General features: G+C 37.5%; 10 protein-coding genes. 3 read left to right on the top strand and 7 right to left on the bottom strand.

Features of this window, described 5'->3' with window-relative positions:
• Window positions 1-90 precede the first annotated feature (90 nt).
• Window positions 91-1,563: an IMP dehydrogenase gene (gene guaB, locus C0430_RS01935; RefSeq protein ID WP_290864918.1), complete on the top strand. Its 1,473-nt coding sequence runs from the start codon at window positions 91-93 to the stop codon at window positions 1,561-1,563.
• 66 nt (window positions 1,564-1,629) lie between these two features.
• Here the strand turns inward: guaB and C0430_RS01940 are convergent, their stop codons facing one another.
• The 5 genes from C0430_RS01940 to C0430_RS01960 all read right to left on the bottom strand — a co-directional run bounded on the left by C0430_RS01940 (window position 1,630) and on the right by C0430_RS01960 (window position 8,986).
• Window positions 1,630-3,504, bottom strand: a complete 1,875-nt coding sequence (locus C0430_RS01940; protein ID WP_290864920.1) for a cation:proton antiporter — start codon at window positions 3,502-3,504, stop codon at window positions 1,630-1,632.
• A 1-nt stretch (window position 3,505) separates the two neighbouring features.
• A complete protein-coding gene (locus tag C0430_RS01945; RefSeq protein WP_290864923.1) occupies window positions 3,506-4,111 on the bottom strand; it encodes an NAD(P)H-dependent oxidoreductase in 606 nt (201 codons plus the stop codon).
• A gap of 314 nt (window positions 4,112-4,425) precedes the next feature.
• Window positions 4,426-6,666: a cation:proton antiporter gene (locus C0430_RS01950; RefSeq protein WP_290864925.1), complete on the bottom strand. Its 2,241-nt coding sequence runs from the start codon at window positions 6,664-6,666 to the stop codon at window positions 4,426-4,428.
• A gap of 209 nt (window positions 6,667-6,875) precedes the next feature.
• Window positions 6,876-8,222: an adenylosuccinate lyase gene (purB, locus tag C0430_RS01955; protein ID WP_290864927.1), complete on the bottom strand. Its 1,347-nt coding sequence runs from the start codon at window positions 8,220-8,222 to the stop codon at window positions 6,876-6,878.
• Between the two features lie 71 nt (window positions 8,223-8,293).
• A complete protein-coding gene (locus tag C0430_RS01960; RefSeq protein ID WP_290864929.1) occupies window positions 8,294-8,986 on the bottom strand; it encodes an NAD-dependent deacylase in 693 nt (230 codons plus the stop codon).
• Between the two features lie 108 nt (window positions 8,987-9,094).
• Here C0430_RS01960 and C0430_RS01965 point away from each other — a divergent pair, with 108 nt between their 5' ends.
• Window positions 9,095-9,751: an RNA methyltransferase gene (locus C0430_RS01965; protein WP_290864931.1), complete on the top strand. Its 657-nt coding sequence runs from the start codon at window positions 9,095-9,097 to the stop codon at window positions 9,749-9,751.
• Between the two features lie 146 nt (window positions 9,752-9,897).
• Window positions 9,898-10,284: a hypothetical protein gene (locus tag C0430_RS01970; protein WP_290864933.1), complete on the top strand. Its 387-nt coding sequence runs from the start codon at window positions 9,898-9,900 to the stop codon at window positions 10,282-10,284.
• Between the two features lie 89 nt (window positions 10,285-10,373).
• Here the strand turns inward: C0430_RS01970 and C0430_RS01975 are convergent, their stop codons facing one another.
• Together C0430_RS01975 and C0430_RS01980 are read right to left on the bottom strand one after the other, a co-directional pair.
• The gene (locus C0430_RS01975) at window positions 10,374-12,245 is read right to left on the bottom strand and encodes a M14 family metallopeptidase (RefSeq protein WP_290864936.1); all 1,872 of its coding nucleotides are present in this window, start codon (window positions 12,243-12,245) and stop codon (window positions 10,374-10,376) included.
• 226 nt (window positions 12,246-12,471) lie between these two features.
• On the bottom strand, window positions 12,472-13,239 hold the full coding sequence (locus C0430_RS01980) for a carboxypeptidase-like regulatory domain-containing protein (RefSeq protein ID WP_290864937.1): 768 nt from the start codon (window positions 13,237-13,239) through the stop codon (window positions 12,472-12,474).
• Window positions 13,240-13,320 lie beyond the last annotated feature (81 nt).

Genomic DNA, 13,320 nt, shown 5'->3' on the forward strand with positions numbered 1-13,320 from the left:
GCAATTTAATCATTTATCATTTAAGTATGATGTTGTTTTGCTTAAGATTAACTATATTTGCACGCAATTTAACTACAACTTCAAATTGCAATGATAGCACATAACTCCAAGATTATCGGCGAAGGTTTAACTTACGATGATGTTTTATTAGTTCCAAATTACTCTAATGTACTTCCTCGCGAAGTGAGTATAAAATCAAGATTTTCCAGAAATATTTCACTAAATGTTCCAATTGTGTCCGCAGCGATGGATACCGTTACCGAAAGTGCCATGGCAATTGCCATCGCTCAAGAAGGAGGAATTGGCGTTTTGCACAAAAATATGACCATCGAACAACAAGCGGCCAAAGTACGCAAAGTAAAACGTGCCGAATCCGGAATGATTATCGATCCCGTGACATTGCCTTTGTCTTCAAACGTGGCCGATGCGAAAAATGCCATGAAAGAATTTGGCATTGGCGGTATTCCGATTGTTGATGAAAATAAAGTCTTGAAAGGAATTGTGACGAATAGAGATTTACGTTTCGAAAAAAATAATGCCAGACCTATTATCGAAGTGATGACCAGCCAAAATTTGGTTACAGTTTCCGAAGGAACTTCTCTTGGTCAAGCCGAAGTCGTTCTTCAAGGATACAAAATCGAAAAACTTCCGGTGGTCAATGCCCAAAATAAATTGGTCGGATTGATCACTTTTAGAGATATTACCAAATTAACCCAAAAACCAAACGCCAACAAAGATGTTTATGGTCGTTTGCGTGTTGCGGCAGCCATTGGTGTAACAGGCGATGCACTCGAAAGAGCCAAAGCATTGGTTCAAGCCGGTGTCGATGCCATCATTATTGATACCGCCCACGGTCATACACAAGGTGTTGTCAATGTATTGAAAGACGTAAAAACAAATTTTCCGGAAATAGATGTTATCGTCGGAAATATAGCCACGCCAGAAGCCGCTAAATTCCTTGTCGAGAATGGTGCCGATGGTGTAAAAGTTGGAATTGGACCAGGTTCTATTTGTACCACTCGTATTATTGCAGGTGTCGGTTTTCCTCAATTTTCTGCCGTTCTCGAAGTTGCCGCCGCTTTAAAAGGAACTGGAGTTCCCGTTATTGCCGATGGTGGAATTCGCTACACGGGAGATATTCCTAAAGCAATTGCTGCCGGTGCTGATTGTGTAATGTTAGGTTCACTTCTGGCAGGTACCAAAGAATCACCAGGCGAAACCATTATTTTCGAAGGAAGAAAATTCAAATCCTACCGCGGAATGGGTTCTGTTGAAGCAATGGAAGGTGGTTCAAAAGACCGTTATTTCCAAGATGTGGAAGATGATGTTAAAAAACTGGTTCCCGAAGGAATTGTGGGTCGTGTGCCTTACAAAGGAGAATTGGAAGAAAGCATGCAACAATTCATTGGTGGACTTCGTGCCGGAATGGGTTATTGTGGTGCAAAAGATGTTCCAACATTGCAGGAAACAGGACGTTTCGTGCGCATCACATCAAGTGGAATTACCGAAAGTCATCCGCATAATGTGACGATTACCAAAGAAGCTCCGAATTATTCGAGATAAAATAGTTTTAAAGGCGAAAGTCTAAAATTCAAAAGGCACAAGATTCATTTTTTGTGCCTTTTTTGATTATTCCGCCATTTTTTTCTTTAAGTGTTCACTGTCCCAACTGTGATTGTTTGCGGCTTTTTGTGATTCTAAATCATTTTTCAGGAGTTGTTCCAGCCATTTTATTTCTGCATTTATGGTGGTTAAATAAGCCATTTTATTGTATCTTTTTTTGGCTAATTTGCGTGTCGTTATTTCATCATTTTTTATAAATTGAGTGGCTTGACGGGTTGCCGTGTATTTTCGATATCCCAATTCCACCAAAACATCTATGCCCATATTTACGGCACTGTACAAGGTTTCTCGATAAATATGCGCTATTTTATAATCGATTAATTCGTAGGCGTCGATTCTGTTACGGGCACGAGTGAGGATTTTTAAATTTGGAAAATGTACCCGTAACGTTTCAATTATGCTCAAATTTGTTTTGGGATTATCAATTGCGGCAATAAAGAGTTTTGCATTGGCACAACCGGCAGCTTCCAATAATTCTAATCTCGTGGCATCGCCATAATGCGCCTTGAAACCCATTTTTCGCAAGAAATCAATTTGGTCACAATCATTGTCCAATATGGTTGATTTTATCTTGTTGGCTCTCAACAATCGCCCCACGGTACTCCCAAAATGGCCAAAACCAGCTATGATAACAGGATTATGTTCATTAATTATGGCACTTTCTTCTTCACTTTCCTTTTTATTGATTTTTGAATTTTGGAGCATAAAACGTTCATTGATGAATTGCAAAAAGGGTGTAGATACCATACTCATTGCGATGATTGCCATAATTTGGTTGGCCAAAATAGTTGGAACAATATTTAATTGAATGCAGAAACTCATAATCACGAAACCAAATTCTCCGGATTGGCTTAAGCCAAGGGCAAATAGTGTGTTTTCTTCTGTTTTCTTTTTGTAAAATCGGCTAATTAAAAAGGAAACCGTAAATTTTATGAATGTGAGCACAGCTCCAAAAACAAGAATAAATAGCGGATTGTCCATAACAAGTTGAAAATTGATCGATGCGCCTACGCCAATAAAAAACAAGCCTAAAAGCAATCCTTTGAATGGAGCAATATCGCCTTCCAATTCGTGTCGAAATTCAGAATTGGCTAGCACAACACCGGACAAAAAAGTTCCAAGGGCTGGACTAATTCCTATCAAATGCATCAAACATGAAATACTCACCACCAGCAGCAAAGCCGAGGCGGTAAATAATTCTTGGAGGCGCGTTTTGGCTATAATTTTGAATAATAAAACAAACAGAAAACGACCGCCAAAATAAATGAGCGAAATAATTCCAACAATAATTCCAGCTTGTATCCAACCGGGAAAACTTGAAATCAAGGATTGATGAACGTCATGTGCTGCGTTTGGAATCGATGTTGCCAGAATGGGCAAAAAAACTAAAATAGGAATTACCGCAATATCTTGAAAAAGCAGAACGGCAAAAGAGGATTGTCCTAGCGCGGTATTTCTCAATCCTTTTTCGGATAGACTTTGCAATACAATTGCGGAAGAGGATAAGGCCAATGTGGATGAAATGGCTAACGTGGTCTTCCAATTCCAATCCATAAAGAGAATGCATCCCATAAATACAATCAATATTGTGCCAAATAATTGCATGGAGCCCATACCGAAAAAGATTTTTCGAATTTTCCAAGACTTGCCAGGTTCCATTTCCAAGCCTATCAAAAACAGCATCATTACGATACCAAATTCGGCAAAACGCATAATGTCGTGACCTTCTTGACCGATTAATCCCAATACAAAAGGGCCAATAATAATCCCTGCCAGCAAGTAGCCTAAAATGGAACTCATTCCCAGTTTTTTGGCGATGGGAACAAATACAACCGCTGCCGATAAATAGATAACTGCTTGAAAGAGAAAATCTGTTTCCATACTAATTCTGTTTTGTAAAAAACCAATCGTTCATATATTCGTAGCTTGAAATTTCAGTAGTTTCTAGATTGTTTTTCTCCAAATAATCTAGAAAAAGACCATAATTCAAACCATTTTTTTCGCAATCTTCCGGTTTCATTTTATACGTTCCGTGTATCACAAATGGTGGCAAATAGTGCATATTGCATACTTTTGCCGTTTGATTAAAGGGTTCCAGCAAATTGACAATTCGATACCGATCATTACCCGTTTCGCAAAAACTTTCCCGATCACCGCCAGTTGTAATTACCTGAAAAATAATTTTACCCTTCAAGCTTTCCCCTTTTTTGCCATAAGCCCAACCGTATTCGAGCACCATATCAATCCATTGTTTCATCAGCGGCGGACAATTGTACCAATACATGGGATGATGCCAGATGATGATATCGTGATTGTTCAACAACTGTTGCTCTCGTTTTACGTCGACATCAAAATCAGGATATTCTTCATAAAGATCGTGGAAGGTGATGTTTTTAGAATCGGGAATGTTTTTCACCAACGATTTATTCGCACATGATTTTTCAAACAGTGGATGAAAAAATAGAATCAAAATTTTGTTGATGGACATCGTTGCTGTTTTTAAAAAATGGAATGCAACATTTTAATTTCTGCTACCGAAACATTTCTACTTTTTGCTTAAGGGAAGACAGAGAAAAGGTTTCCGCTTCCACTTTAGGTTATTTTTTAAATAACAGTGCTATTCTGACAGAGATTCTATTGTATTAAAGTTATGAAATTTTATAAGTCTGTATTTCTCAAAAGTTAATTTTTAAGATATAATTATCATAAAAAACAGAAAATCCCGTCAAAACAAAATACTGAGATTTTGTTTTGACGGGATTTTAAGACATATAAAACCCTCTCGTTTATTTATGTAACGTGTTAATTATGAACTAGATCTGTCAATAAGTTTTTGTCGCCAACAATCCAGAGAATATCGTCTTTTTCTAGAATCACGTCGGATTCAGGATTCAGGATACGTTTTCTTTTTTTCTCGATGCCTACAATTAAACCATTTGTTTTTTCCCTTAATTTAGATTCTCGAATCGTTTTTCCTATGTAACTTTCGTTTTTTAATTCGATTTGTCGCAACACAATTTCTGGTTCGATAAAATCATCGGGTGCATCCATTTCGTGCTGGTCTAGATAGGTTTTAAATTCCTTGACTTGAACATCGGTTCCTATTACGCAAATTTCATCTCCGGGAAATAAACGTTCCCCAGCTTTGGGAATATTAATCATGAATTCTCCTCGCTTGATGGAGGCGATATTTACACCCATTTGTTCCCTAATTTGCAATTCTTGCAAGGTTTTTCCTGCAATGTTTGATGCTGGAGCTATTTCAAAAAAGGCCATGTGCTCATCCCAAGGTGACAGGCTGCTGATGGTTTTTTTGACTTTGGCAATTTCTCTGTCATTTAAATTCTTCAAGAAATGACCTTCAATTTTATAATATTGTCCGTTCAGTTTTTTTTGAAAAATGAAGTAAACAATAATGGCAACAATCAGTACGAGGAAAGCTATTTTAGGAGAGAAGAAAATGTTCAATAAAAAGCCAATAAAAAAGATGGAAAGTACCAACCTAAACAAAAACATCATGATTATTGGGCCACGATATTTGCGTTCATCAATCAAAATGGAAACTTCATTTGCGGCAAAACGACGTAATGACAATGCCCATAAAAAAGGAGATACAGCGATTAACGTAATTAAAGCTCCCAGCGCATTTCCGTATTTGAAATCATTCACCATCGGCAAAAGATATTTGGATGAAAGCAATATGGCGGCCAATATTATGGTAGAAAAAACAACCAGTTGCGTCAAGTAACTGTTGATGACAATTTGCCAATTGCTTACCGATTTTATGGCTTGCGTATTGGCACTGTAACGTTCAATTCGTTTAATCCATCTTCTAGGTAATTTTCTGGATAAATATTCCGAAAATGGAGTCGAAAATTTCACCATAAAAGGCGTCGTAAAAGTCGTCACTGCCGAAACTGCCACCACAATTGGATACAGAAAATCACTGGTAACATTCAGTGTCATTCCCATTGCGGCAATGATGAACGAGAATTCACCTATTTGCGATAAACTCATCCCTGTTTGCACCGATTGTTTCAAAGGTTGTCCCGAAAGCAAGGCGCCAATGGTGGAACTCATCGACTGTCCAAAGATGGTAACAAAAGTCAAAATCACAACCGGCCAAGTATGTGTAAATAAAGTGTCTGGATTAATCAACATTCCCACTGACACGAAGAAAACAGCTCCAAATAGATCTTTTACGGGTTTTACCAAATGTTCTATGTGTTCTGCCTGAGTCGTTTCAGCAATAATGGAACCCATTATAAAAGCTCCAAGCGCGGGCGAAAAACCTACATTGGCTGCCAAGCCCACCATCATTAGGCACAAAGCCAGAGAGATAATCAACAACATTTCGTCCGTCAATAAATGTTTGGCTTTTTTTAGTAAAGTGGGAATAAAAAAGATGCCGCCCACAAACCAAATTGTCAAGAAAAATACCAGTTTCAATACGGATTGCATCAATTCCATTCCTGAAAATTGTTGGCTTACCGCAATGGTCGACAGCAAAACCATCATCAAAATGGCAACAATATCCTGAACAATCAGCGAACCAATGACGATTCCGGCAAATTTTTGGCTCTTTACACCCAATTCATCAAACGTTTTGAGAATTATGGTCGTGGAAGAGATTGAAAGAATAACACCAAGAAACAAACTGTCCATTTTGGACCAATCCATCCATTGGCCAGCGAAATATCCAATAAAAATCATCGTCACAATTTGTGTGACGGCTGTAATTGAGGCTGTTCCGCCCACTTTCATCAGCTTTTTAAAACTGAATTCCAATCCTAAGCTGAACAACAAAAAGATAACGCCAATTTCGGCCCAAACTTCCACACTCTTGATGTCTTTTACCGACGGAAAAAAATCAAAGTGGTTTCCCGCCAAAAAACCGGCAATCAAATACCCCAAAACCAAGGGTTGTTTTAATTTTTTAAATATCAAAACAGCAATTCCGGCAGTCATCAAGATTAATCCCAAATCGCTGATTAAAGGTTCTAGATGATGGGAAACTTCGGTTACTTTTTCAGCTGCACTCATATAATTAGATGTTTTTTTTAGGAGTAATTCCAGTCCTTTGGTCAAGTTTTTTTCAAAACTATTTCCTTAAAGACTTTCCACTACTGTCTGGGCTAAATTACAAAAAACCATTGAAGGCTAATAGACATTTCTATACTTAAAAGGTCTTTTTGAATTTATGCCAAAAAAAAGCCGTCTTTTGACGGCTTTCATAAAAAATGTGGATGGAATTAAATCCCCAAGAAATTACTTGGCGTGATTTGCATTAATTCGGCTTTGATTTCTGCTGAAACTTCTAATGTTCCAATAAATTCGTGAATAGAATCTTTAGTAATGGCTGCATTAGTTCTTGTTAATCCTTTCAAGGCTTCATAAGGATTTGGATAGGCTTCGCGACGCAAAATTGTTTGAATAGCCTCGGCAACAACCGCCCAGTTTTTTTCTAAATCTTCTTCGAATTTTGGTTCGTTCAACAATAGTTTGTTCAATCCTTTCAAAGTAGCTTCAAAAGCGATTAAAGTGTGTCCCATAGGAACGCCAATGTTTCTTAAAACCGTGCTGTCCGTTAAATCGCGTTGTAATCTGGAAACAGGTAATTTTGCCGAAAGATGTTCGAAAATAGCATTGGCAATTCCCAAGTTTCCTTCCGAATTCTCAAAATCAATTGGGTTTACTTTATGCGGCATTGCCGAAGAACCAATTTCTCCTGCCTTGATTTTTTGCTTGAAATATTCCATCGAAACATACGTCCAAATATCTCTGTCCAAGTCAATGATGATGGTGTTTATTCTTTTCAACGCATCAAAAAATGCAGCAAAATGATCGTAATGTTCAATTTGTGTAGTCGGGAAGGAGTGGTGCAAACCAAGATTTTCTTCCACGAAAGTGCCACCAAATTTTTTCCAGTCAATTTGTGGATAAGCCACGTGATGGGCGTTGTAATTTCCGGTTGCGCCACCAAATTTAGCAGCAAACGGAATGTTGAACAACAAACGCATTTGCTCTTCCAAACGTTCCACAAAAACACCTATTTCTTTACCCAAACGTGTTGGAGAAGCGGGTTGTCCGTGGGTTCTGGCTAGCATTGGAATGTCCTTCCATTCGATGCTCAACTCTTTTAATTTTGAAGTCAAAGTAATCAAAGAAGGCATATAAATTTTCTCGAAAGCTTCTTTTGTCGAAAGCGGAATCGCGGTATTGTTGATGTCTTGTGAAGTCAGTCCAAAGTGGATGAACTCTTTGTATTGTGATAATCCCAGTTTCTCGAAAGCGTCTTTTATGAAATATTCCACGGCTTTTACATCGTGGTTGGTTACCTTTTCGGTTTCTTTTATCCAAAGTGCGTCTTCTGTGGAGAAGTTTTTATAGATATTTCGTAGACTTTCGAATAAATTTGTGTTTACGTCTTTTAATTGTGGTAAAGGAATTTCGCAAAGCGCAATGAAATATTCGATTTCAACCAATACGCGGTATTTGATTAATGCTTCTTCGGAGAAAAATTTTGAAAGGGAACTGGTTTTGCTTCTGTATCTTCCGTCAATTGGCGATACGGCGTTTAATTCGTTTAAAGTCGTCATTGTTGTTGTGTTGTTAGAAAGCGCAAAAATAAGGAATAGAGTTCAGTATTTTGTGTTCCGTGTTCGGTTTTTTAGGACAAATCGAATAATCTTTGTTTTAAAACCGCAACTCCTTCAGTGGCATTCATTGGAATAATTTCCAATGGATTTCTCAAATTAGGTATCGAGGCCGGTTTTGGATCAATATAAAAAACGGGAATTTCAGGTTTGGCAAATTCAATCAATCCCGCTGCAGGATATACTTGCAACGAAGTTCCAATGACTGCTAAAAAATCGGCTTGTTGCGTGATTTCCACAGCTTCTTCCAAAGCGGGAACTTCCTCGCCAAACCAAACAATGTGTGGTCGCAACTGGTTTCCTTTGTCATCGAAATCGCCAAAATTCAAATCGGTTTCCCAATCTAGAATGTAATTACTGTTCTTTGTACTTCGCACTTTCAACAATTCGCCGTGAAGGTGTAAAACAGTTGAACTTCCTGATTTTTCGTGTAAGTTATCGACGTTTTGAGTGATGATGAAAACTTCGAAATCATTTTCCAATTCGGCCAGGATTTGATGACCTAAATTGGGTTGTACTTCTTGTAATTGTTGGCGTCTTTGGTTATAAAAATCCATCACCAATTTGGGGTTTTTCCTCCAGCCTTCGGGCGTTGCGACATCCATAATATTATGTCCTTCCCAAAGTCCTCCGGCATCGCGGAAGGTTTTGATACCGCTTTCGGCACTGATTCCGGCTCCGGTAAGAACAACTAATTTCTTTTTCATAGTATTCTTTTTTTTATTTATTATGTGATTTCTCCTTCGTTGAAATGACAAAATTAGATGTTTTAAACTACTCTTTTTTAGTATTTTTGCCAAAAATAATTCCACAACATGATTGACCTTGATTACCTTCATTTTCTTGAAAACATCCTGACTGAAAACAGAAAAACCAAGTTCCTCAAAGTATTGGAAAACAGGACCAATCATTTTACGGTGGTTGTCGAGGATATTTTTCAAATGCACAATGCCAGTGCCGTAATGCGGAGTTGCGAGGTTTTTGGAATACAAGAATTGAACGTGATCGAGCAACGCTACGGCAAAAGCATTGACAAGGAAATCGCGATGGGAGCACAGAAATGGGTTGACATCAATGCTTTTGATAGTGTTTCAAATTGTGTGGATGCAATGAAAAATAAAGGTTACCAAATCATTGCCACCACGCCACACGAAAATGATTGTTTGTTGGACGATTTTGATATTTCTAAACCTAGCGCCTTGTTTTTTGGAACGGAACGAGATGGATTGTCGGAGGAAATCTTGCAACGAGCCGATGGTTTTCTTAAAATACCAATGGTTGGTTTTACCGAAAGCTTGAATATTTCGGTTTCGGCAGCCATTATTATTCAAAACTTGATGAATCGTTTGCGACATTCAAATATTGATTGGCATTTATCCGAAGAGCAAATTTTGGTTAAGCGATTGGCTTGGGCCAAAAAATCCATAAAAGACATCAAAAGAATAGAAGAGCGGTATTACAATCAGTTTTAAAATAGCCACTTGTCAAGTTCATTTTTTATCGATAAACGACATGGGCCTTGTTATTTAAAGAGTTTTTTTTCCTTTAAACGATTTTTGTGTTTTTGGTAAGATATTGTTGATAGGTTTGTAACGAAGTTTTAAAAACAAATCTCTCCATGGATACAAAAAACATATTCAGCACTACTTATAGACAAGAGTATTTTCAAGGATATTCTAATGGTTTTAATCCATTTCTGGAAATTAACAGCGAAAAAAATAGTGTGGCTTTTATTTCTGGATTTAATTCTGGAAGGATGGATTATGAGGAAATGAACGGACGTATTGCAGAAGGAATTCCACAACATATTGTTACAACTAAAGTTTTGGAAGATTTTCTGTTGGCAGGCTTGCTTGGATTGAGCATAGAAGACACAAACAAGTATACTTTGTACCAAATCAACATAATATCGAAATGGTACCAGAGTGGTGTGGAAAAATATGATCCAAGTCAAAGTATTTACCTCTCTTCGATACTTGAAGAAAGTGGAATTCAATTGAATTAATTCAAAACCCAATTTTGGAAAATAAAGTGAGTCTTTCTAATTTTTATTTGATTTGAATAATAAAGATGTTTGCTTAATCTAAATTCAACTTACATTTCTTTGCCTACGGGATACAATAAATAGCGGTTATCATAATGTTTTGTTTTGCTGTAAAACCAAGTGAATATGGCATTTGGGTTGTTGGCAAACATCACGTCTTGAGCTTTCTTTTGTTCAAATTCTTTTCGTAATTCAGGAGATTCTTCAAGCATTTTTTTGATGGTGGGCTCCATTACATAAGCTTCTATGTATTCTGTGCGCTGAAAGATTTGGTCAAAAAATCCCCAACTTAAATACGAATCAGGTGATTTGGGTTCCAATAATAATATGGCGAGGTCTCCCAAAGGTTGGTCTGTCGAAATATAAGCAGAACCTGCAACAAATAACTGTTTGTGTATTTCGGGTTTTGGTGTTCCAGTTACTTGGATATGTCCTTCGAAGGGAGTTGTTTTGCCATCAGTATTTCCAAATTTAGCATCCTGAATGCGATACATTTCTACCGTTACTTCGCGAGATTGTTTTAGAATCTCCATTTGAATGCCGTGCAATTTTAGACGGTCTATTACTTCAGGATAAGTTGCCGGCACATAATAAGCTTTTGGTCGGTTGGCATATTCCAGTGCTTCGGTTCCTTTGTAATTGGCAATGGTCATTGTAATTGGTTTGCCGGTCCATTCCACATAATCTGCATTGGTTATGGATGATTTGACAATTTTTGATTCAATTCCTAAAAGATTTAGGCTATCGGGAGCTTGCGCCGAGGCATCTGTTTTTTTTAAACTAGATTGTGATTCAAAGGTTACGGCTGTTTTCATTTGTGGAATTTTCCACTTCAATGGGATTTTTGATGCTCTTTTGGCTCTGTCGGACAGTGTGCTTTCTTGGAGCGATTTACCTTCTTTTGCCAATAATTTTAAAGTGCTTTCTAGTAAAACATACGTTCCCAACACTCTTTGCTTGAATGGTTTCAAGGAATGGTTTTCTACCAAGACGCTGGCCATGTGTCGCAAGTCGCCATAAGCGTCAGAAAATCGTGGATCACCCATTGTCAACATATTGCCTTGCGAAAAATCACGGTCGTTTACAGAAAATAATAATTGTCCAGGAATATGTCCGTTTGCAGACAAGTCGCTGTCTGCTTGAGGTTTGAATTTTGTGGACAACCAGTTGGAAATTTCCATGGAATGTCCTTGTTCTTTCAATCCGCCAAAGGTGATGTCGTATTGATAATCTGCTCCGTCAGTGACGTGGATGTCCATATAAAGTAGTGGATCGTATTGGTTCATTACCTCAATTACGGCTTTTATTTCTTTGGTATCCAGCTTGGTATAATCTCTGTTGAGGTTAAGATTTTGGGCGTTAGTTCTCCATCCCATATTCTGTGGACCTCTTTGGTTCGGTCTGTTGAAAGCGGAACTGCGTTCATGTCCATCCACATTCAGGATGGGGACAAATAATAAATTTACGCCGTTCAAGAGTTGTTTTTTATTTCCAAAAGCAATGTCGCGCAACAACATCATTCCAGCATCTTTGCCGTCAATTTCTCCAGAATGAATACCCGCTTGAACGAATAATAATGGTTTTCCTGATTTCTTTAATGATGATGCCGTAACCGTTTTTTCTGAAGAAGCTATAATCATGAAAATGTCTCTTCCTTCGAGACTTTTACCGATGGAAACCATACTTATCAAAGGCGAGGCATCAGAGAGTTTCTTCAACCAATTCATCGTTTCGTTATAATCGGGCGTGGTTATGAAACCTGATTTTTCTGTTGGCGTAAGCCAAGGATTATTGGACTTGGCTATTAATAATTCACTTTTTCCATTCCACGGAATTTCGGGAGGCAAAATGGATTGAGCTGTTGCCGCTGTTAAAATAAAAAGGGAAAATATCGAAAATCGTAATTTGTTTGGAAATAGCATGTTTTTATGTTTTAGTATAATTACCAAAATCAAATATACAAAAAGAAGTTTCGGTTTTGCATCAAAATCCTATTTTCAAAAATGACTTTTAGTTGTGACTTTTTTTTATGCTTCTCGTTTTATTGTATTTACAGTTCCCTTTTCAGGAAAAATTAGAAATAAAAAAATCCCTGACTATTTTGAACAGTCAGGGATTAATATTTTTTAAGTGTAGATTTATTTTTTGTTATTTTCTTTTCAAGATTTTGTATTCTTCATAACAGGAGCTAATGGCGTCGAGAATTTGCAGGTCATTGGCTGTTTTAACAAAGGATTCGGAGTAATTGCATCGTTCGAGAATTTCGGCAACTTCATTTTTGTCCACACCCAGAAGTACGGCAATGGTTTCTCGATCATACTTGGTTTCCAGTACATTTCGAACGGTATCGTCCTTCTTCATTTCTTTCAACCTTTTGAGTTCTGTGGGTTTCTTTCCAAAAAAGTTATAAAGCGCATCAGCTGGATTAAATATGGAACCCATTACTTTTCCGAAAGCATTTGGAGAATATTCGCCGGCCTCATAACCTTCGGTCAATCCAGAAATGCTGTAACGGTAGTTTTCTTTGGTAGGAATTAATTTGGAATCGACTTCGAGATAGCCGGTTAAGTTGTATCGTCCAATGATTACTTCTTCAAGCGCGTAGGCTTTTTCGGTAAGTTGGATGGTCGTGTTTTTGGTTTTTACCCAGTCATTGGTAACCCTAATTTTCAGGGATTGAAAACCAATACAACTGATGTGCAAAGTATCGTTTACGGATACCGCAAGTTCAAAATTACCTCTTTCGTCCGTAGTTGTACCTCTCACTTTATTGATGTTGATGATATTTACATTCGGTAAAGGGAATTTCGTATTGTCGTTGATAATAGTCCCGGTAACGGTTTGGGCAGGTTCAATAACTTGTGAAAAAGTTGTTGAGGAGAGTATTAAAAAAAAGAAAACTACAAAATATTTCATAAACTGATTTAAAACTTTAAAAGTAATAAAACGGGATTAAATATTTTGTAGTTTCAGTATAATTATAAGAAAATTAACAAA

It is taken from the genome of Flavobacterium sp. (genome assembly GCF_013823965.1).
Taxonomy (GTDB): Bacteria; Bacteroidota; Bacteroidia; order Flavobacteriales; family Flavobacteriaceae; genus Flavobacterium.

Bases quoted from the DNA above. Each gene is read 5' to 3' on its own strand.
- C0430_RS01940 (WP_290864920.1), bottom strand. From the start codon at position 3,504: ATGGAAACAGATTTTCTCTTTCAAGCAGTTATCTATTTATCGGCAGCG.
- C0430_RS01980 (WP_290864937.1), bottom strand. From the start codon at position 13,239: ATGAAATATTTTGTAGTTTTCTTTTTTTTAATACTCTCCTCAACAACT.
- C0430_RS01965 (WP_290864931.1), top strand. From the start codon at position 9,095: ATGATTGACCTTGATTACCTTCATTTTCTTGAAAACATCCTGACTGAA.
- guaB (WP_290864918.1), top strand. From the start codon at position 91: ATGATAGCACATAACTCCAAGATTATCGGCGAAGGTTTAACTTACGAT.
- purB (WP_290864927.1), bottom strand. From the start codon at position 8,222: ATGACGACTTTAAACGAATTAAACGCCGTATCGCCAATTGACGGAAGA.
- C0430_RS01970 (WP_290864933.1), top strand. From the start codon at position 9,898: ATGGATACAAAAAACATATTCAGCACTACTTATAGACAAGAGTATTTT.
- C0430_RS01945 (WP_290864923.1), bottom strand. From the start codon at position 4,111: ATGTCCATCAACAAAATTTTGATTCTATTTTTTCATCCACTGTTTGAA.
- C0430_RS01960 (WP_290864929.1), bottom strand. From the start codon at position 8,986: ATGAAAAAGAAATTAGTTGTTCTTACCGGAGCCGGAATCAGTGCCGAA.
- C0430_RS01950 (WP_290864925.1), bottom strand. From the start codon at position 6,666: ATGAGTGCAGCTGAAAAAGTAACCGAAGTTTCCCATCATCTAGAACCT.
- C0430_RS01975 (WP_290864936.1), bottom strand. From the start codon at position 12,245: ATGCTATTTCCAAACAAATTACGATTTTCGATATTTTCCCTTTTTATT.